This window comes from Paenibacillus sp. PCH8, assembly GCF_002968835.1.
Lineage (GTDB): Bacteria > Bacillota > Bacilli > Paenibacillales > Paenibacillaceae > Paenibacillus.
Genome location: NZ_PKQK01000003.1, coordinates 960,822 through 981,717, shown reverse-complemented (window position 1 = coordinate 981,717; position 20,896 = coordinate 960,822). Strand labels below are relative to the sequence as shown.

Genomic DNA, 20,896 nt, shown 5'->3' with positions numbered 1-20,896 from the left:
TGGTCTAATGGTGGTACAGGCTGCTGAACTTGCCGAACAGGGGAAGTCAGCAGCCGAGATTGCTGCTGCCATTGAAGGGATGCAGCAATCTCGCAAGTTGTTCTTTCTCGTAGATACGCTTGAGTATCTGCACAAGGGCGGTCGGATTGGCAGAGCTTCGGCCATCTTGGGAACCCTGCTTAACATTAAGCCGATCCTGTCTATTGATGAAGAAGGCGTTATCTACGCAGTTGAGAAAGTCAGAGGTCATAAAAAAGCAATGGCACGTATTATTGAGCTGTTTCAGAAGGATCTTGCAGGCAAACGGGTTAACCTGGCGGTAGGTCATACCGTGGACCCGGAATCAGCAATTGCTTGTGCAGAGCAGCTGCGAGGTCATTTTACACTGAATGAAGTGATTTATACCAATATTGGAGCCGTTGTTGGCAGTCATGTTGGACCTGGTGTCATTGCGATCTTTATGTGGCCTGTTCCGGAATGAGGGATTAGACATGAAATTGGAAGAAATATCAGTTAAGCAAATTAACGGCGTGAGTGCTCTCAAAGAGGGAGAGCTTCACGCCTTTGGCATCTCTACTGTTAAAGACCTGCTTGAATATTATCCGTTCCGTTATGAGGATTATCGTCTCCGTTCGCTCAGTGAAGTGAAGGATGGAGACAAGATCACGGTCCAGGGCCAGGTGATGGGTATTCCTGTATTACAACGTTACGGCAAAAAGTCCCGTCTCACTTGTAAGATCATGACGGAAGAATGGATGATTACAGCGACCTGGTTCAATCGACATTTTCTTAAAGAACAGCTTACGCCCAATCGTGAGATTGTGATCACAGGGAAATGGGAACAAAAGCGCATGCAGATGACGGTCACGGACTCGGAGTTTCCGGATAAAGGTGACGGGCGTTCAGGCACATTACAACCGGTATATTCGGTAACTGGCAAGCTTACGCAACAATGGATGCGCAAAACGATCAATCAGGGTTTGGTTCAATACGGGGATATGATTCCCGAGATCCTGCCCCAATCGTTGATGAAGAAATACAGTTTGATGCCGCGCAAGCAGGCGATTGCGGGTATTCATCGTCCACAAGACAACCGGGAAGGCCAAAAGGCCAGACAGCGAATGGTGTACGAAGAATTGTTCTTGTTTCAGCTGAAAATGCAGGCTTACCGTGCGTTGAACCGGAATCGGATGGATGGCGTGGTGCACACGACGGATAATACGACGATTCGCGAATTCGTGCGCAGTCTTCCATTCGAATTGACAGATGCCCAGAAAAAGGTGGAGCTTGAAATCCTGCACGATATGCGTTCGCCCTATGCAATGAACCGGTTATTGCAGGGCGATGTAGGCTCGGGTAAAACCGTTATTGCGGCGATTGCACTGTATACGACAGTTCGTTCCGGTTATCAGGGGGCTCTGATGGTGCCTACGGAGATTCTGGCGGAGCAGCATATGCGTTCACTGCAAAAGCTGTTTGAACCGTTTGGGGTAACCGTAGGGCTGTTAACGGGCAGTGTAAATGGCCGCAAACGCAAAGATCTGATTGCATCGCTGCAAATGGGCATGATTGATATTGTAGTAGGTACGCACGCTCTGATTCAGGAAGATGTATTTTTCCGTGATCTGGGTCTTGTGGTGACCGATGAGCAGCATCGATTTGGTGTGAACCAGCGCAGCGTTTTGCGTCGCAAAGGATATAATCCCGATGTATTAACCATGACAGCTACCCCCATTCCACGGACGCTTGCCATTACAGCATTTGGAGATATTGAGGTATCCACGATCTCGGAACGTCCGAAGGGTCGAATTCCTATCTCCACGTATTGGGTGAAGCACGATATGATGGAGCGGGTACTTGGTTTTATCTCCAGAGAAGTGGATCAGGGACGTCAGGCCTATCTGATCTGTCCGCTCATTGAAGAGTCGGAGAAGCTGGATGTCCAGAATGCCATTGATCTGCATGTGCAGATGCAACAGAACTTTCCGAAGTATCGTGTGGGTCTGTTACATGGACGGATGACAGCTGCTGAGAAAGAAGAGATGATGCGGGACTTCTACAGCAATGATATTCAGCTTCTCGTCTCCACCACCGTTGTGGAGGTTGGGGTCGATGTGCCGAATGCCACGTTAATGGTCATTATGGACGCAGATCGATTCGGTCTGTCCCAGCTACATCAGCTTCGTGGGCGTGTTGGTCGTGGGGCCCATGCGTCGTATTGTGTACTCATCGCTGATCCCAAGACTGAGGTTGGACAGGAGCGTATGAAGGTCATGACGGAAACCGAGGACGGATTCGAGGTATCCCGGCGAGATCTGGATCTGCGGGGACCGGGTGATTTCTTTGGTACCAAGCAGAGCGGATTACCGGAGTTCCGTCTTGCTGACATGGTTGCAGACTTTGCTGTGCTGGAACAGGCTAGAGATGACGTTTCCCATTTGATCGAGGACACGGATTTCTGGACATCTGTAGATTATGCACCTCTGCGTGATTTCTTACAGCAACAGCAAGTGTTCAAGGGTGATCTGATTGACTAAGGATGCCTCTGGCACCTGATTTTTCGATGGACCTTTGTAAAAAAAGACAAGTGTACAAGCCCTCCCAACATATGAATAAGAAGTGAGTTCATTACTTGGGAGGTGCTGTACGTTTTGGGTTACCAACAATATGGAATTAGTCCGCAGCTGGTGGAGCGGATCAAATTAAAGATGAAAAATCCCGCTGTCAAAGAGCGTGTCAAAAAGTTGATTGATGGAGTGACCAAGTCTGATCTGCAAGATAAGGCCAAGGTCAGAAGGTTGGTCAAGTCTTCGGCAGTCATTATGAATGAGAATTTCTCAACGGTGCAGGAGGAGCAGTTCGTTGCTTTTGTGCTTGCGCAGAAGATTGATCCGAACAATACGTTTCATCTGATTAAGCTGTGGGGCATGTTTAGGTAGGGTTTGGATGTAATGTTGGGTGGGCTAAAGAGGATTGTTTACACGGGGGCACTACGAGTGCAGTACCATCTTTCGATCGCTGTTATCCCCGGATTTTTTTTGATTCCCTTTTCTAAAGGGTAAAACCCGAGGATAGCGTATGCTTCCGATGTAGCTTTCTTCCAGAAAGCTTTCAGGCGAGTTTATGCTTACGAAGTAGCTTTCTTTCAGAAAGCTTTTAGCTTCGCTTCTTCAGATTGGTTCTGCCCTCTCCGTTATTGTGTAAACGAAAGTACTTTAGAAATGCCCAAATTACACTCAAGTTGGTGTGGTAATGTAAGAAGGGGTGTTCCATTAAGTCATGTAGATGACATGATGGAACACCCTTTTTTTGTGGTGAAAAGCAGCAGGGATGAAGAGGGTTTTAGTTGAGCTTTTTCATCTCTTTGTAATCTTGCTTTTATCCTGGAAAGAGCTGATGAATATTAAAGTTATGATTAAAACTACAATGATAATGCTATTGTAAGGGGATTCTTTCAGTATGTAGTCTTGCACAAGTAAGACCAGGATAGAAATAAATAAAATAATTTGCAGGACAATTGCCGATGAGCGATCGGGATGTTGACTTCGTCTGGAGACACAATAAATGGTAAGCCATATAAGACTAAAAAGAAATAATGAACCTAGGAGTAAAATTGCAAGCATTCATGAACACCTTTCTGTAATTAAACTCTGAATAATTGGAATAACATGACAACTAATTAATTATATCATAGGAATTTCTGGATTTGTTAATTTTATGGAAACATGAGGTGATCGTTGACCTTCACATATGCCCCTTTTTTGATTTTCACAAGATGTACTTTGCTTTCCTCAAGGGTGAGCGGTAAACTGTTGCATACGAGTCGTGTGAATCAGGCTTAATTTTATAGATGTTGTGGCGGGATGGCCTTACAATGAGACATGTTTTATTATTTTGGTCAGTTTAGGAGGAAGTAGGCTTGGAAATGTTTACGATGCTGCTGGGTTTATTTGAACGGGCGGCGCTGCTGATTATATTTTTATTCTTTCTGTCGCGGGTTCCACGGTTCAGACAGATTTTGCAAAAAGGAAAATTAAGATGGCAGGAGTACATGGCTGTGACCTTGTTATTCTGTGCTTTTGCGATCTTTGGCACATATACAGGCATTAACGTTGAAGGTTCGCTGGTGAATGTACGGATCATCGCAGTCCTGTCGGGCGGGATTTTGTTCGGAGCCCCTGTGGGCATTATTACGGGGATTGTCTCCGGGGTGCATCGGTACTTGATTGATATGGACGGTGTCACGGCAATTCCGTGTCTGATCACAAGTATTCTTGCAGGTCTGGTGTCAGGATATATACATAAGTATACGCCCAAGCCCAAGCGATGGATCATCGGTATCGGTGCCGGAATGATCATTGAAGCGCTCACGATGTTATTGATCCTGCTATTTTCCTATCCCGATCCACTGGGTGCCGATATTGTCTCGCAGATTGCGCTGCCCATGATTTTGGGTGAGGTCAATATTGGACTGATTGTGCTCTTGGTGCAGAGTGTTGAAGGGGAAAAGGAAATGATTGCAGCTCGTCAGGCGAAGCTGGCTCTGGAGATTGCGAACAAGACCTTGCCGTATTTCCGTTCCATCGATGAGGAGTCTCTGCGCAAGATCTGCCGGATTATTCAGGAGGATATTCAAGCCGATGCGGTTGCGATTACAGATACAAGGAATGTACTGGCCTATGTGGGATTTGGTGAGGAACGATATCATATTGGCAACGAGATTATTAGTGAGATGACGAAGAGCACGATATCCAGTGGGGAGATTACGATCAGTAATGATGTCATTGATGAAAAAACACCGGATATTCACTCGCTCTTAATTATTCCGCTCAAAGAACGAGGAGACATCACGGGTGCGCTCAAAATCTATTATCGCAAAGCGTACAAGATTACGTATCCATTGCAAACGATGGCCGTGGGTCTCTCGCAGATCATCTCCACCCAGATGGAGGTATCACGGGTAGAGGAGATTAAGGCTGCCGCCAATAAGGCAGAGCTGCGCGCATTACAGACGACGATCCATCCTCACTTTCTGTTCAACGCGTTGAATGCCATTGCGTCTTCGATCCGAACCAAGCCAGATCGTGCACGCGAGTTGATTGTGAATCTGTCCGGGTATATGCGATATAATCTGGAGCTATCGGATGAGTTAATTGATATTCACAAGGAGTTGGAGCAGGTCCGCAATTATGTGGAGATTGAGAAAGCCCGCTTCGGCAGCAGATTGAACGTGATCTATGAGATCGATGAGGTTGCTGTGCATATTCCAAGCCTGGTCATCCAGCCGCTCGTCGAAAATGCGATTATTCATGGCATTCTTAAAGTCAAAGGGCCAGGGACTATTCGAATTCGGGTACAGGATTACCCTGAATTTGTACGGATTCGTGTCAGTGATACTGGAGCAGGCATAGACGCAGACATTATCGAGAAGGTCTATCATGACCGTATGCCGGGCAACCAGATTGGGCTATATAATGTACACCGGCGGGTCAAGCTCATCTATGGACAAGGATTAACCATTACAAGAATGGAGCAAGGAACGGATATTTTATTTGATGTGCCCAAAGGAGAGGTCGTAACAAAGGTGATGAATAATCAATGAGAGCACTTATTGTAGAAGATGAGATTCTGGCAAGTGAGGAACTGAATTATTTAATTCAGGAACATAGTCAGATTGAAGTAGTGGATCGTCTCGAAGACGGACTGGATGTTCTGAAATTTTTGCAGGAACAGGAAGTTGACGTTATTTTTCTCGATATTAATATTCCTTCGCTGAACGGCATGATGCTGGCCCATCATATTGGAAAGTTTGCAAGTAAACCCTATATCGTATTTACGACTGCGTATAAGGAACATGCTGCGGAAGCTTTCGAACTGGAAGCGTTCGACTATATTCTGAAGCCATATGATGAGAAACGGATTGCTGCGATGCTTCATAAGCTGGAGATAACATTCATACGGGATCGTGAACAAGAGGAACTGGAACGTGGCAGTGATTATGGACAGGCACGATCTGCTACGCAGCAAGGAGGCAGTGAACGTTCGGCGTCTTCCATGCAGTCACACGAAGCGGACAATTTAACGAGCAAACGAATCAATTTGCTGCGCAATGACAATATTATCGTTACGGACACGGCAGATATCTACTATGCGGAGGCGCAAGAGAAAGTGACGAAGGTATACACCAAGAATGGTGAATTCACCATGCCGATAAGCATTTCGGATTTTCACAGCCGATTGCCACAGGATGCATTCTTTCGCTGTCACCGTTCGTATGTGGTCAATCTGTCGCAAATCCGTGAAATTGTACCTTGGTTCAACAATACGTACCTGCTTCGACTGCGTGATCTGGAGGCTGAAGTGCCAGTCAGTCGTGGTAAAGTCAAAGAATTCAGGCAGCTCATGCGCATCTAGAAGCATTTCATTCCACATCTGATGCAACTCATGCTCAAATCGGTGTAATGAATCCCCTTTCATGTATGATTAGCTTGTGAACGCATTCATGTATATGACATCGGCAAAGGGGAGATCACGATGAAAGCAGCTATTTCATCCGCTTCATCAGCACCTGCAACAGCATCTTCATCACTGAAAATGAATCGCTGGCTTATTGTACTTGGGACGATTATCGTACAAATGGGTCTTGGAACCATCTATACCTGGAGTTTATTTAACCAACCGCTCTCTGATCGTTTCGGATGGGACGTCAGTTCGGTTGCGATAACTTTTTCGATTACCAGTTTTGCATTGGCATTTGCTACATTGTTTGCAGGGCGGTTACAGGAACGTTGGGGTCTTCAGCGTCTGATCCGTGTAGCCGGGGTTGTGCTTGGGCTGGGACTTATTCTTAGTTCCCAAGTTTCATCGTTAACGCTGCTGTACATTTTGGCCGGATTCGTCGTTGGTTTTGCAGATGGTACGGCGTACATTACGTCGTTGTCCAATCTGATCAAATGGTTCCCGGAGCGTAAAGGCCTGATCTCAGGCATCTCGGTTGGTGCCTTCGGTACCGGAAGTCTATTGTTCAAATATGTGAACTCGGCCTTGATTGGTGCTGTTGGTCCTGCTCAGGCATTTATGTATTGGGGCATGATCGTTCTGGTTCTGGTCGTTGCAGGATCATTCCTGATCCGGGAAGCGGTTGTTCGTGAACAGGCTCCGGCAAGCAAAGAAGGAACAAAGCAAGCAGTAGTAAGTCAGGAGTATACGGTGAAAGAGATGCTGCGTACGAAAGAAGCCTACATGCTGTTCGTTATTTTCTTCACGGCGTGTATGAGCGGTTTGTATCTGATCGGTATTGTCAAAGATATCGGTGTACAGCTTGCAGGTCTTGATGTAGCTACAGCTGCGAACGCAGTCGCCATGGTGGCGATCTTTAACACAGCAGGACGTATCATTCTGGGTGCGCTGTCGGATAAAGTAGGACGGATGAAGGTCATTGCCGGAGCGTTGCTTGTTACGGCGGTAGCCATCATGACACTGAGCCTGGTTCCACTGACCTTCGGGATCTTCTTCGCCTGTGTGGCAGCGATTGCCTTCTGCTTCGGTGGTAACATTACCGTATTCCCGGCCATTGTAGCCGATTACTTCGGGCTCAAGAACCAGAGCAAAAACTATGGTGTCATCTATCAGGGATTTGGATTTGGTGCTTTGGCCGGAGCATTCATCAGCGCCCTGCTGGGCGGATTCCATCTTACCTTTATTGTAATTGCTGTACTCTGTGCGGTCTCTCTGTTGCTGGCTCTGATTATTACACCTCCGGGTCAAGGTCGTCATGCACGTTCGGCCGACAAACAGATGAATCTTAACCCTTCATCCCGGACAAGCTAAGCGAGTGCAACAACCGGTCATAGGCAATAACAACAATGTAATATTAGAATAACGAGCATGGATGTAAAGCACGGATCAAGGAATTTCTTTCAAACTAATTCTTCATATTAGATAAGGTAAAATCAAGCGGTCTCCAAATGAGGCCGTTTTTTGGTATCTATTAAGAGTGCCATATGGTTGGCCTGTAGGAAAATTCTACTATCAGGCTGCCAGCAAGCATGGCTCGCTTATGTGCATTCCATCATTCGCTTCTGTTATACTCTAGGTGAATCCAAGAAGGTCAAGACCAAGTGATGTATCCAGAGGAGGAAGTTCATGAACTTTGTTAAATACACAGAACCTGATTTTGAGCATTATTATTCGCTGGTTTCCAATATGGAAGTGATGAAACAAATTACGGAACGTGAAATTCCCGAGCAGGAGGCGAGAACCCAATTCGAATCCATGCTGGATTATAATATGAACTCCGCTTGTGGGCATTATCGGGTATCTAGCGAGGGTCATGCCGGTGTGGCATACGCCAAGTTGGTCCCAGATGAGGCTGATCCGACTCGGGCTGAAATAGGTTACATGATCTTGCCTGAACATTGGGGCAAAGGTCAGGGCACATCGATCGCGTCTCGTTTAATTATACAGGCTCAAGCGGCAGGGATTGGAGTACTCTACGCTGTCATTGATCCATCCAACGCAGCTTCTCGTCAAATATTGCTCAGACAGAACTTTGAATCCACCTGGACAGGCGATTACGATGGCCTGCCCGGCGAGATTTTGGAGTTAAATCTCCAAAGGAAGCGGTAAAAGGGAGTTCCAAGGGTAATCAGATGTATAGGGCATCTTGTATGATGCAGGTGGAGCTCATGAACTATCCTGATACATGAGTTTCTCATCTGCATCTGATGCAAGATGCTTATATAGAGAGTGGAGGAGATGCATATGAGCAATTCAACCATGGAACGTCTGACTGCATTACTGCCGGAGTGGCTGGAGACCAGTCGTCTGCACACGGGGCAAGGTAAAGTGGCTTCTTATATCCCGGAGCTTGTCAAAGCCTCTCAGGATGAACTGGGTATACATATCATGGACGCTGAAGGCAATTACGTGTCCGCAGGGGATTGTGGTGTCCCGTTTACAATGCAAAGTATTTCCAAAGTATTCACCCTTATTCTGGCGTTGATGGATCATGGGGAAGAAGCAGTCTTCTTTAATGTAGGAAAAGAACCTACAGGCGACGATTACGACTCAATGATCAAGCTTGAACTGGTTGAACCCGGAATTCCGTTCAATCCGTTGATCAATGCCGGTGCGATTACGGTGTCCTCCCTGGTGGGAGGAGATTGCAAAGAAGAGAAATCACGGCGCATTCTGGAGTTCTTCCGTAAGCTCGCGAATAATGATCAGTTGGGCTATAACGAAGAGGTATTCCAGTCCGAATCCGAGAGCGGCCACCTGAATCGTTCACTTGCTTATTTTTTGAAGCATAATGGCGTGATCAAGGATGACGTGGAAGATGTACTTGCCGTGTATTTCCGTCATTGTTCCATTGAAGTCACTTGTGCGGACTTGGCACGGATGTCACTGGTGCTGGCTTACGATGGAACCGATCCGATTACGGGTGAAGAACTTATCCCTCGCCGTTATGTACAGATTGCCAAAACCTTCATGACCACCTGTGGGATGTATAATGCGTCAGGTGAATTTGCCATCGAAGTTGGCTTGCCCGCCAAGAGTGGGGTATCCGGTGGAATTCTGACCCTGGTACCGGGACAATTCGGCATTGGGGTGATCGGACCGGCTCTGAATCGCAAAGGTAACAGTCTTGCCGGAGTACATCTGCTCGAGCGCCTTTCCAAGGAGTTTGATTGGAGCTTTTTCTAAAAAAAGAATCACAATCCCTTATATGTAGCCGATGAATCACGGATCCGAACTTTTGCTTCTTTCGAACGAAGTAAAGGTTCAGATCCGTTTTGTCGGCTGTTTCTGGTATTCTTCAGGCAGTGTAGGAAGACAGTCCTGCATGGCAAGGGAAATGTTTCATCTATCATAGAGCTTCCACAACTCCAAGTATGTCTCCGCTCATGTGCAACTTCACTCATTCACGGAACCCTTTATTTATCTACTTATTCGCTGGCTAGCACCACACCTGTAATAAGGTTCATCTGAATGTCCTGGGACCCGTCCTCCATTAGCAGTCTGAGGGTGCGGGCAGGGCGATCCAACCGAAGCACTTGCCCGGTATAACGAATATCCTCATACTCGTGAAACATAGTGATGGTGATCATATCACCAAGCATCATGGAGTTACTAAGCAAACGTGACATTTCCTCCGCGGCCTGGGCGTCTAGCGATGGGCGGGTGCGGGGAGCCAGTTGTTCCTGATGAAGAATGTAGGCTTCCCGGTGTTCGGGGAGCATCATACGTGAGGACTCAAAGATTCCGTTTTGTTGCAATTTTTTACTCATTTATAATGACCTCCAATTTTATGTGAACGTTCCTGTGCCTGCGCAGACGAGCAGAGGGAGGAGGCCCGCATGATGGCGGTGTCTCCGAACTTGCGCTTAATATCATCCGTGGCACGTTCCAGTTCTCGTTTGCGTTCACGGTCATCGAACCAGGACAGCTGCACCTCGGAATCAGGCACAAGTCCGGTCAGTGACACGCTGATGCGGCGGATGGGTAATCCGTCCCAATGACGCAGGAACAGAGCCGCGGCTGCATCATATACTTCATCCGTGATATTGGTGGGTTCATTCACCTTCATCTGGCGGGAGAACCCGGTTGGCCGATCATAATCCTGTCCACGACATCCAACGGAGACGACATGGCCCATGAGTGATTTGTCCCGGGAACGCCGGCTGACGAGTTCCGCCAGTTCAAGTAACACCACCTTAATATCTTCCCAGGTGTCATAGTCCCGGGGCAACGTCATCTGATGGCCAATCCCCTGTTGCTGATGCGTATATGTCCCGGGTTTGACCGGGGAATCATCGATACCGCGAGCGATGCGCCATAGGACCTCCCCGTTCACCCCCCAGCGCTCTCTCAGCCGGGACAGTGGAGTCTGGGCCAGATCACCGATGGTGTGAACTCCCATCTTGTAGAGATGCTGTGCCATTCGGGAACCGACCATGAACATGTCTCTTACAGGCTTCTGCCAGATGGTGGACGGCAGGTCCTTACGAGGCAGTGTACAGATACCTCCGGGTACTTTTTTGGCGTATAGATCACAGGCCATCTTGCTGACCACTTTGGTATCGCTGATGCCGATCCGCATGTACACACCCGTCTCATCCATGACCCGGGATTGAATGCTGCGTGCAATCGTCTCGGGACTGCCGAACAGGTCCAGGCTTCCGGTGACATCGAGGAATTGTTCATCAATACTGTAGGGCTCCACCAGATCGGTGTAAGACTGAAGGATGCGTGTAATATGAAGGGACACCCGAATGTATTCGGCCATCCGTGGGCGAACGACCACAACATCTGGACATTTGGCGAGAGCTTCGCCCAGTCGTTCTGCTGTCGTAATTCCATAGGACTTGGCGAGTGGACAGGCCGCAAGAATAATACCCGAACGGCGCGCAGGATCTCCCGCGACAACGAGGGGGCGGTCCTTGTATTCGGGATGTGCAGACTTCTCCACACTGGCATAGAATGACTGGCAGTCGGCCAGCATGATGACACGTCTGTCTTGGCGGGGCATAAGACTTCTCTCCTTATCCGTGATGCTGTGCTCTTCTGTTAAGCATCAATTATCTTCATCTGAACATGGATACTTAACAGTTTATTTACAGTATGGAACAAGTGTTCTTGTTTTATAAGCATATCCGACAATTCGAAATGCAGCAACCGGAATTATTTTGCAAATTGGACACAATTCCTGGATAGCTTATTAGAGTCAGAAATTAGGAAATAAGACGTACTTTTTTACATTAAATGTGAGAGATCTGTGACCTCTGGGTGATGACCGGGAGTTCATTTAGCTTTTTGTAAAAGGTTTATAAATGGGCACAGTCCTACAGAGGGGGACTGATGTCCTTTTTTGGTTTTCTGCACTTTTTAGAAAACCTTGATAGGACGCGGATTTTCGCTGATACGTTATCGGACTATAGTATCAATTTTGTAATCTTTATGGTTAATACTGTAAAAAGGTCCGCAACTTTAAAAAATGACTCGCGTTTAATGGGGTAAGTGTTCAAACAGCTAACGATGTCTGTACCCGCGTTGCACATAACAATAAAGGTTCCAGAAGTGCAAGATCAGCAGGGCATCCAGTCAATGTAATTACAGCACATATTGGTGTGAAGTCATGGCGAGCACTGCAGGGGCTTTGGAGTGCTGGTTGATGGCGCTTTTTATGAATTATGGGCAGAATGTTCCATTTCATGTTTGCTTCCAACAGCCTAGATACAAATGCAGAGTCTTAGCGCTATAGTGAGAACTACACCGCTGACATCTCTACCCAAGCGGACATCCGAAGCGGAATAATTTCGTTGCTTCATGTCTTTACTATCGACATTGAAGCAGGATGCATACTAGAGAGGTGAGCAATCAAAAGACATGAGCAGACAAAGACGAAGACGCTGGTTATTAACGGTATTGACAGGCGCAGTGGTGGTGACCGGCGGGATATTTGCCGGATGGCACTACATGCAACCGAAACTCGTTACGTACACAGCGGAGAACGGCACAGAGATGAAATTCAAGACCGATGGAGACCGGTTTATGGAGTATGGGCCGGATGGAACCTGGCGGGAGATGTTCGTCAAAGGTGTGAACCTGGGCGCAACTTCACCGGGTCACTACCCGGGAGAATTCCCGCTGACCAAAGAGGATTACTTGCGGTGGTTCCAGCAGATCGAGGATCTGGGAGCCAATGTCATCCGGGTATACACGGTTCACGAACCGATTTTTTACTCTGCATTGGTCGAATATAATCGTGGCCGGGAGCAACCGTTATATTTTATACAGGGCATATGGTCACCTGAAGAAGAGTTGATTGAGAAGCAGGATGCTTATGCTGCCCATATTGAGCAGACGTTCAAGCAGGAGATTGAAAAGGCAGTATCTGCTGTCTATGGCGATGCGGACATTCCTGCCAAGCAGGGAGAGTCCAGCGGCAAATACAAGACGAATGCAGGCAAATACCTGATGGCCTGGCATGTGGGTACGGAATGGGACCCGGCGATGGTGGACAACACCAATAAGGTGCACTCGGACGTACCGCAGTACAAGGGTGTTCATTTCTCCGCAAGTCCCGAAGCATCACCGTTCGAGAACTGGCTGGCAGAGCTGCTGGACCATACCGCGGTCATGGAGAAGAAGTACGGATGGGAGCATCCGATGACCTTTACCAACTGGGTAACCACCGACGTGCTGGATCATCCCGGTGAGCCGCTGTATGAAGAGGATCTCGTCCGTGTGGATGCCCGTCATATTCAGCCGAAAGAATGGCAGGGTGGATATTTTGCAGCGTACCATGTGTACCCGTATTATCCAGATCTGTTCCATATCGATACAGCGCTCCAAACGATCAAGGATGAGAACGGTGAGTACAACACGTACAAAAGTTATCTACGCAAACTCAAAGCCGAGTTTTCCAATATGCCTGTAATGATTACAGAGTATGGCGTACCCTCTTCTCTTGGTATTTCCCATCTGGGTATGGGAGGCCGGAATCAGGGTGGACATAACGAGGTGCAGCAGGGAGATATTGATGCGTCCCTGACGCAGGATATCTATGATGAAGGATACTCGGGAGCGATTCTGTTCATGTGGCAGGATGAGTGGTTCAAAAAAACATGGAACACGATGCCACTGGAAATCCCCGCGGATCGCCGGGCCTACTGGCTGAACGTGTTGACGAATGAGAAGATGTTTGGTCTGCTTGCCATGGACCCGGGTAAACAGCAACAATTGACCATCGATGGATCACTGGATGACTGGGATGATCTGAAGGATGACGAAGTCACCACCTGGCAGGGTAAGGTAGACGGCATTCAGGAAATGAAGATGACCCATGATGAAGCCTATATGTATATTGGGCTGACCTTGGATCAGCCTTTTGACCCGGATCAGACGGTGCTACGGATTGGAACAGATACACTTGCCGGAGGTAGCCAGCCTGATAAGTTACTCCCCGGCCGTACGCTCAGTGATGGTCTTGAGACCGTGATTACACTGGGACAGGATAAGGAATCACAGGTGGAGATCGCCAAGGATTATGATTTTAATCAGCGTCTGTATGGCAAGGAAGGTTACGGGATGCTGCCCGAAGAGCAAGGGAATGCGGCAGATCCGTTCCATCCATGGAATCTGGCGGTCAGCTTGAGGATGACACCGCCGGATACCCGATCTGCCCATCCATTCATGAATGAAATGGTTGGCACATTGAAGCGGGGAACAACGGCTCCTGGTCAGCCTGATACAGATTCGTTAACGGCGTGGCAGTATAATGGCAATCAGGTGGAGATGCGAATTCCCTGGATGCTGCTCGGGTTCGGTGATCCGAGTTCCCTGCAAGCGATCGACTATGGACCGCTCCAGGATGGACGTCAGTTCTCCACAGTTGGCGTAGAAGGCGTTACCCTGATTCCATGGTTAATGGATCGTACTACGAACAAGGTATCCTGGCCTGGGGGTGAACAGACAACCCTGGATCTGAAGACATTGCCGGTGTATAGCTGGCAGCCTTGGGAGCAGGTGCAGTATAGTGAACGGCTGAAGTTAAGCTACGAGAAAATGCAGCAGAGCTATGAGAAAATGCCTAGTTTTCGGATCGATTAAATACAGTATAAATGAGCATAAAGGAGGACCTTTTCACATGTTTCCAAGTTTGGCTTTGGCCTATCTGTTTTTATACATCTGTATTGCACTGGTCGTTGTAGGCGTCATCGTATTGTTTGCCATGAAAATGTCCCACAACGGCAAACGACGCAAGATTGCATTCTATGAATTGAAACAGCGTGACTACTTCACCTATCTGCAAACGGCCTTGACCGAGAATAGTCCGCTCAGACTGCCACCAGGCAAGCTGGCTCCACTGGAACGCCGGGTCATTCAGGATAGGCTTATCGAATGGATTGACCAGTTCAAAGGGGAGTATCGCGACAAACTAATCGCCTTGTGCCGTGAAGCAGGATTCGTGGAGCATGACCTGAAGGAATTAGGACGTCTGCGTTACGGTCGTCAGATCGATGCGGCTTATCGATTGGGTGGCATGCGTTGTCCTGAAGCTGTTCCGGGCTTGATGGAGTTGCTGAAGGATGAGAAGCCGGGTCCCATGGCCATTATGATTGGTCGTTCCATCGCTAGATGTACAACCCGACAAGGTGAACTGAAAGACATGCTGGCATTGCTGTTAACGAAAGGCAAGTCGATTCACCATCTGGCAGCAGACATCCTGCTTGAAACAAGTCTGGATACGAGCCGAATTCTAATCGAATTGCTGGAAGACCGGAACCCTGATTTTGTCAAAGTGGGACTTGTTGCGATGTGGGGACAGGCTGTACCTGAAGTGATGCCTGCACTCGACAGACTTGTAGGCGCCGAGCATCAGGATGTACGTGCCGAGGCGGTGAAGCTGTATCTTAGCGCAAGTCCGGCACTCCGGGATGAGACGATTCTGAAGCTGATCAAGGACCTTGATCCGGAAGTTCGCGCCGAAGTGGTACAAGCGCTTGGTTCGAAGCATGCATCTGGAAGCATTCCATTGCTGCGCAAAGCGCTGCGGGATGAGGACTGGAGAGTTCGCTATAACAGTGCGGAAAGTCTGAGCAAGCTCGGCGAACCGGGATTCGAAGCACTGTGTCAGGCTGCGGTGCAAGGTACAGGTGCTGAACGCGAGATTGCGATGCAGCAGATTGAGAGCACCATGCAGCACACGAGAACCGATGACAGAGCTGTAGAGCAGATGATTGCACATAACAAAAAAAGACTGCTGTACGATCGCTATTTTGGCCCTGTACGAGAGAACAGAACGAGCAAGAAGCGCACAGGTGTCGCTACGGTAGGAGGGGATTACACTGCTTAGGGATCTACTATTAATCTACGGCATGGTCGCAATCTACTATGTTGTTTTTGTAAATACGCTCTACTTTTCCATTCTGGCCTTATCGTTCCGTAACATCTGGACGATCTTCCGGCGGTCGCATTATTCCAAATACAATACATTGTCAGGCTCGGAACTGGTACCTTCCGTTTCTCTGCTGGTACCGGCATACAACGAGGAACTGACGATTATTGAAAATGTGAACTGCCTGATGACGCTGAATTATCCAACGTATGAAGTCATTGTTGTGAATGATGGCTCCAGTGATGCCACGCTGAAGATCCTGTTGGAGGAATATCGTCTGAAGCCGGTACCCAACACGAAGATTCGGGGCAAGATCGCCTGTCAGAAAATTCGTGGGATCTATCATAACCCGGAATTCCCGGATCTGTATGTCATTGACAAGGAAAACGGCGGTAAGGCCGATTCCCTCAATGCCGGGATCAACCTGTCCCATTATCCGCTGATCTCTTCCATCGATGCTGATTCCTTGCTGGAGAAGGATGCCCTAATCCGCATGGCACGCATGTATATGGAGAATCCGGAAGAGACAGTAGCCATCGGTGGAGATGTAAGGATCGCCAATGGCTGCAAAATTGAAAACGGGGCAGTGCAAGATGTATCGCTGCCACGAAAAATCTGGCCCATGTTCCAGTCGATTGAATATCTCAAAGCCTTCCTGGGCGGACGGATTGGCTGGAGTCACATGAACGGGCTGATCATTGTCTCCGGTGCCTTCGGTATGTTCCGTAAGGACGCTGTAATCGCCGTAGGCGGATACCGGGATGGTTATCCTGGGGAAGACATGAACATTATCATCAAACTTCACCGTTACATGCTTGAAAACAAATTGAAGTACCGCGTTGCCTTCTGTCCTGAGGCCGTATGTTGGACACAGGCACCGGATTCCTACCGGATCTTGTCCAGTCAGCGCAAGCGCTGGGGCCGCGGAAATCTGAAGAATATGATTGAGAATCGTGGCATGTTGTTCAATCCGAAATATAAGGTTATGGGTATGGTGACCATGCCATATAACGTCCTTTTTGAAGCGCTGAACCCGTATTTCCGGATTACCGGACTTCTGGCTCTCGCCGGATATGTACTTCTGGATATGACGCAGTGGCCGATCCTGGTGCTGTTCGGATTGCTGAACTTCGTGAGTGGTTATCTGCTGAGTGTAGGCGCACTTGTTCTTGAGGAGATTGCTTTCAAGCGGTACAACAAGCTCTCCGATCTGGTCAAAATGCTGGTCTACTCCGCACTGAAATTCGTCGGTTATCATCAGCTTGGTGTGTTGTGGAGATTGCAGGGACATGTGCAGTTCATGCAAAACAACAACTCATGGGGTGCCATGACACGACAAAGCTGGTCCGAGGATGAGAAGAAAACAAGCGAAGCCGCTTGAGAATGAAGACTATAGCAATACAGTAACAACAATATAGATGTTCAACTTAACATTTACATGATAACGGAGAGGACAGAAATAACCTGAAGAAGCGGAGCTAAGAGCTTTCTGAAAGAAAGCTGCATCGGAAGCATAAACTTCGCCTTTATCCCCGGATTTCCCCTTTTCAAAAGGAATCAAAAAAATCTGGGGATAACAGCGATCGGAAGGTTGTTCTGTCATCGGAGTGTCAGTGTAAATAACATTAATTGGACTTGTATAGATAACCGAGGAGAAGGGTGGAAAAGAACATGCCAAATACGGCGACATTGCAGCGTGAGGCTGCCGTTAATGTGTACCGCAGTGTAGAACAGGGATTGAAGGAAACGAGTGCCGAAACATGCGGCTTAATGTTCATCCATTGTGCAGGGCCGTCTCAACCTGAGCAGCAGGTCAGGACACATCTGGAACAGACGAGTGAGTCAGCTTTCCAGGTGTGGAAGGATGGGGCTACTCAAGCGATTGCTGTCCTGCTGCCAGGCTTATCGCTGGATGAGGTTCATTATGAAGGACTTCGGATCAAGCATGAGCTGCAAGAGAGCATCCCAGGTGCCGATCCACAGATCACGCTGGCCAGTTTCCCGGAGGGGGAGCGTCCTTCGAAGGCAACCATTCAACATATGGCTGAATCGTCGAAGCTCGTAGATTCGTCGGAGATTCATATCTATACGCTGGACAATACGGCGGACGAGCCGGAACGAATTTTGATTGTGGACAACGATCCAACCGTACGCGAATTCCTGCAGCTGCGTCTGAGGATGCAAGGATACGAAACCTATGAAGCTGTGGATGGACTAGCAGCACTGGATCTGATTGAGAAACTGACACCAGATCTGGTGTTGACCGAGCTGAATCTGTATGGTATCGATGGTCTGCCATTCATTCATCATATCCAGAAGCTGGAGATGGATCAGCCACCCAAAATCGTTGTGTTGACGGAGCAACGTGTTGAACAGACGATCAGTCAATGTTTCCGCAGCGGGGTCGATGATTATATGACTAAGCCCTTCTCTCCTGTGGAGTTGGACGCCCGAATCAGACGTTGTTTGCATTAGAAGATAAAAAAAAGAGTAACAGACAACCATCTATTTACCGTAGTTTGCGCACCACCAAATAAACTGCCCGGAGGGAATATCATGGAGAATCAACAATTCCACACCTTACTGAATGCGATTGAAAATAAAGAAGCTGTACTCGGCGTCGTCGGGCTCGGTTACGTCGGACTTCCACTTGCCGTGGAAATGGTCAATCAAGGTTTCACGGTCATCGGAATTGATCTGGATGCGTCCAAAGTAGAAAGTATCTATCAAGGCGATTCCTATATTCACGATATTTCATCCGATGAGTTGAAAAAAGTAATGCAAAGCGGTCGTTTCCAGCCAACGACAGATTACAGCATGTTGCGCGTGATCGACGCGCTCAGTATCTGCGTTCCAACACCGCTCAGCGAAAATCAGGACCCGGATACGTCTTACATCGAAACAGTAGTGGATCAGATCAAACTGCATATGAAACCAGGTATGCTGATTACGCTGGAGAGCACGACCTATCCAGGTACAACCGAAGAACTGATCCAACAGCAGCTGGACAAGATCGGACAGGAAGCCGGCAAAGATTACTTCCTGTGCTTCTCGCCTGAACGTGTGGACCCGTCCAACGGACGCTTCACAACGTTTAATACACCAAAAGTCATTGGGGGCACAACAGAAGCCTGCCTGAAACTTGGAACAGCGCTGTATGGCAAATACGTTGAAACCGTAGTTCCGGTATCTTCACCAAAAGTGGCTGAAATGTCCAAACTGCTGGAAAATACATTCCGTAGCGTAAATATTGCCTTTGTGAATGAAATGGCGATGATGTGCGACCGCATGGGGATCGATATCTGGGAAGTCATTGATGCAGCGGCAACGAAGCCATTTGGTTTCATGCCATTCTATCCAGGCCCAGGCATCGGTGGACATTGCATCCCGCTTGATCCGATGTACCTGTCCTGGAAAGCCAAAGGCTTCCGTTTCTACAGTAAATTCATTGAGCTTGCGCAATCCACCAATGACAACATGCCATATTATGTGTTGAACAAGACGTCAACGATTCTGAACGAATACGCGAAATCCATACGGAAATCCAATATCCTGCTGCTCGGCATGTCGTACAAACCGAATATTGCCGACCTGCGTGAATCACCGGGACTGGAAGTGTATGAACTGTTTAAGGAAAGTGGAGCTAACGTTAGCTATTACGACCCGCATGCAGATTCCTTCCAGGACAAACATGGCGAGACCGTACACAGCGAAGTGTTCAATCTGGAACGGTTCAAAACGTACGATTGCATCGTACTGATCACCAACCACAGCGATCTGCCTTACTTTGATATTGCCGAGATGGGTGTACCGATTCTGGATACACGTAATGCATTCCGTTCGTACACACATCCGCACATCTACAAGATTGGTCACTCGGTACAGCATCCTGTGCTTGAGCCAAGTGAAGCGTTACTCGTCTGAGGAAATACATGAGTCGACAGGGCAAGCTGGCAGGTAAGGCGAAATGGGGCATTCTAGCTGTGGTGCTGTGCCTGTTGCTTCTGTCCTGGATGTTCAAATGGTTCTCCACCGAGGAACACAAAGCGACCTGGCTGTGGGACGCGTCTATTATTGCAGAGCAGACACCCGAGATTGTTGCTTTCTCCAAAGAGCAGGGGGTGGATACCATCTTCCTGCAAATCCAGGATGAGGTACCAGACGTGACATACCGCAAGTTTATCGCGGCTGCTCGTCAGGCCGAGATCGAAGTGCATGCCCTGAATGGACATGCGGACTGGGCCTATAAGGAGAAGCAGGAAGAGGGACTTGCTTTTATTGAGCGAGTACGAGCATACAATACAGCTTCTTCCAAGAACGAACGCTTTGAAGGCGTTCAACTGGATGTGGAGCCGTATCAGCTGAAACGCTGGGAGAACGAGGAGAACAGCGTCATTGCGGAGTGGAGTGACAACATGAAGGCCTGGACGAAAGCAGGAGATGCTGCGGGGCTGTACATGAGTGCTGCCATTCCGTTCTGGCTGGATGCCCGTCAGTCGGCTGAAGGGGACGGTACATTCAGCCGATGGGTCATTGACCACTTTGATGCGGTGGCAATCATGGCTTACCGGGACAGTGGGCAGCAGATGTATGATCTGTCCAAGGAAGAGCTGGACGAAGCGGATGAGCTTGGCAAGAAAGTATGGATCGGAGCGGAACTCGCGGATACACACGAGGGGGATCACCTGACCTTTTTCCGTAAACCGGTTAGCAATATGAATGAAGAAATGGCGAAGGTGTTCGATCTGGGTTCTTCTCATTCTTCTTTTGCAGGTGTGGCTGTGCATCATTATGAAGCGTGGTATGCAAAGGAGAACAGTATTCCGCTTGCACGTAAGGATGAGAAGAAGGAATAGCGTTAGTTTAACGTAAAACAACTTCGTAATAACGTAAATTAAGATCATATTAAGTATAGAAAGAAGGCAAGCTCCGGGTTAAAGGGGCTTGCCTTTTTTTGCGGGTGCATTCAGGGATGAATTTTGTAGGGTTGTGTAT

Annotated in this window: 16 protein-coding genes; 14 read left to right on the top strand and 2 right to left on the bottom strand. The window is 48.2% G+C overall.

Going from position 1 to position 20,896, the window contains the following annotated elements; all coding sequences use genetic code 11:
• The 8 genes from C0Q44_RS21740 to glsA form a co-directional block, all read left to right on the top strand.
• Nucleotides 1–481: DegV family protein (locus tag C0Q44_RS21740; protein ID WP_146113494.1), on the top strand; the 481-nt coding region annotated here is incomplete at its 5' end.
• 10 nt (nt 482–491) lie between these two features.
• A complete protein-coding gene (gene recG / locus C0Q44_RS21735) occupies nt 492–2,537 on the top strand; it encodes an ATP-dependent DNA helicase RecG (protein WP_105409288.1) in 2,046 nt (681 codons plus the stop codon).
• Nucleotides 2,538–2,651: 114 nt separating this feature from the next.
• Nucleotides 2,652–2,939: a stage VI sporulation protein F gene (locus C0Q44_RS21730; protein ID WP_105409287.1), complete on the top strand. Its 288-nt coding sequence runs from the start codon at nt 2,652–2,654 to the stop codon at nt 2,937–2,939.
• A 995-nt stretch (nt 2,940–3,934) separates the two neighbouring features.
• Entirely contained in the window at nt 3,935–5,602 is a 1,668-nt protein-coding gene (locus C0Q44_RS21725; protein WP_105409339.1) for a sensor histidine kinase, read from the top strand.
• Nucleotides 5,599–6,414, top strand: coding sequence for a LytR/AlgR family response regulator transcription factor (locus C0Q44_RS21720; RefSeq protein WP_105409286.1), 816 nt, complete (start codon nt 5,599–5,601; stop codon nt 6,412–6,414). Before C0Q44_RS21725 ends, C0Q44_RS21720 begins: the two co-directional genes overlap by 4 nt.
• Before the next feature lie 180 nt (nt 6,415–6,594).
• The gene (locus tag C0Q44_RS21715) at nt 6,595–7,830 is read left to right on the top strand and encodes an L-lactate MFS transporter (RefSeq protein ID WP_105409338.1); all 1,236 of its coding nucleotides are present in this window, start codon (nt 6,595–6,597) and stop codon (nt 7,828–7,830) included.
• Between the two features lie 315 nt (nt 7,831–8,145).
• Nucleotides 8,146–8,628: a GNAT family N-acetyltransferase gene (locus C0Q44_RS21710; protein ID WP_105409285.1), complete on the top strand. Its 483-nt coding sequence runs from the start codon at nt 8,146–8,148 to the stop codon at nt 8,626–8,628.
• A 135-nt stretch (nt 8,629–8,763) separates the two neighbouring features.
• A complete protein-coding gene (glsA, locus tag C0Q44_RS21705) occupies nt 8,764–9,705 on the top strand; it encodes a glutaminase A (protein WP_105409284.1) in 942 nt (313 codons plus the stop codon).
• 242 nt (nt 9,706–9,947) lie between these two features.
• Here the strand turns inward: glsA and C0Q44_RS21700 are convergent, their stop codons facing one another.
• Together C0Q44_RS21700 and C0Q44_RS21695 are read right to left on the bottom strand one after the other, a co-directional pair.
• Complete coding sequence (locus tag C0Q44_RS21700; RefSeq protein ID WP_105409283.1) at nt 9,948–10,289, bottom strand: YolD-like family protein; 342 nt, start codon at nt 10,287–10,289, stop codon at nt 9,948–9,950.
• Nucleotides 10,286–11,530, bottom strand: coding sequence for a DNA polymerase IV (locus C0Q44_RS21695; RefSeq protein WP_105409282.1), 1,245 nt, complete (start codon nt 11,528–11,530; stop codon nt 10,286–10,288). The genes C0Q44_RS21700 and C0Q44_RS21695 overlap by 4 nt, the downstream gene beginning before the upstream one ends.
• Before the next feature lie 857 nt (nt 11,531–12,387).
• Between C0Q44_RS21695 and C0Q44_RS21690 the strand changes: the two genes are divergently transcribed.
• From C0Q44_RS21690 to C0Q44_RS21665, 6 genes are all read left to right on the top strand, one after another.
• Nucleotides 12,388–14,613, top strand: coding sequence for a hypothetical protein (locus C0Q44_RS21690; RefSeq protein WP_105409281.1), 2,226 nt, complete (start codon nt 12,388–12,390; stop codon nt 14,611–14,613).
• A gap of 37 nt (nt 14,614–14,650) precedes the next feature.
• Nucleotides 14,651–15,859 (top strand): HEAT repeat domain-containing protein, encoded by a 1,209-nt coding sequence (locus tag C0Q44_RS21685; protein WP_105409280.1) that lies wholly within the window; start codon nt 14,651–14,653, stop codon nt 15,857–15,859.
• A gap of 22 nt (nt 15,860–15,881) precedes the next feature.
• Nucleotides 15,882–17,282, top strand: a complete 1,401-nt coding sequence (locus C0Q44_RS21680) for a glycosyltransferase family 2 protein (RefSeq protein ID WP_181151110.1) — start codon at nt 15,882–15,884, stop codon at nt 17,280–17,282.
• A gap of 290 nt (nt 17,283–17,572) precedes the next feature.
• Entirely contained in the window at nt 17,573–18,376 is an 804-nt protein-coding gene (locus C0Q44_RS21675; RefSeq protein WP_105409279.1) for a response regulator transcription factor, read from the top strand.
• 81 nt (nt 18,377–18,457) lie between these two features.
• Nucleotides 18,458–19,825, top strand: coding sequence for a nucleotide sugar dehydrogenase (locus C0Q44_RS21670; RefSeq protein WP_105409278.1), 1,368 nt, complete (start codon nt 18,458–18,460; stop codon nt 19,823–19,825).
• An 8-nt stretch (nt 19,826–19,833) separates the two neighbouring features.
• Entirely contained in the window at nt 19,834–20,757 is a 924-nt protein-coding gene (locus C0Q44_RS21665) for a hypothetical protein (RefSeq protein ID WP_105409277.1), read from the top strand.
• The last annotated feature ends 139 nt before the right edge of the window (nt 20,758–20,896 follow it).

Coding starts and splice junctions, on each gene's coding strand:
- recG (WP_105409288.1), top strand. CDS start 492: ATGAAATTGGAAGAAATATCAGTTAAGCAAATTAACGGCGTGAGTGCT.
- C0Q44_RS21725 (WP_105409339.1), top strand. CDS start 3,935: ATGCTGCTGGGTTTATTTGAACGGGCGGCGCTGCTGATTATATTTTTA.
- C0Q44_RS21720 (WP_105409286.1), top strand. CDS start 5,599: ATGAGAGCACTTATTGTAGAAGATGAGATTCTGGCAAGTGAGGAACTG.
- C0Q44_RS21715 (WP_105409338.1), top strand. CDS start 6,595: ATGAATCGCTGGCTTATTGTACTTGGGACGATTATCGTACAAATGGGT.
- C0Q44_RS21710 (WP_105409285.1), top strand. CDS start 8,146: ATGAACTTTGTTAAATACACAGAACCTGATTTTGAGCATTATTATTCG.
- glsA (WP_105409284.1), top strand. CDS start 8,764: ATGAGCAATTCAACCATGGAACGTCTGACTGCATTACTGCCGGAGTGG.
- C0Q44_RS21700 (WP_105409283.1), bottom strand. CDS start 10,289: ATGAGTAAAAAATTGCAACAAAACGGAATCTTTGAGTCCTCACGTATG.
- C0Q44_RS21695 (WP_105409282.1), bottom strand. CDS start 11,530: ATGCCCCGCCAAGACAGACGTGTCATCATGCTGGCCGACTGCCAGTCA.
- C0Q44_RS21690 (WP_105409281.1), top strand. CDS start 12,388: ATGAGCAGACAAAGACGAAGACGCTGGTTATTAACGGTATTGACAGGC.
- C0Q44_RS21685 (WP_105409280.1), top strand. CDS start 14,651: ATGTTTCCAAGTTTGGCTTTGGCCTATCTGTTTTTATACATCTGTATT.
- C0Q44_RS21680 (WP_181151110.1), top strand. CDS start 15,882: ATGGTCGCAATCTACTATGTTGTTTTTGTAAATACGCTCTACTTTTCC.
- C0Q44_RS21675 (WP_105409279.1), top strand. CDS start 17,573: ATGCCAAATACGGCGACATTGCAGCGTGAGGCTGCCGTTAATGTGTAC.
- C0Q44_RS21670 (WP_105409278.1), top strand. CDS start 18,458: ATGGAGAATCAACAATTCCACACCTTACTGAATGCGATTGAAAATAAA.
- C0Q44_RS21665 (WP_105409277.1), top strand. CDS start 19,834: ATGAGTCGACAGGGCAAGCTGGCAGGTAAGGCGAAATGGGGCATTCTA.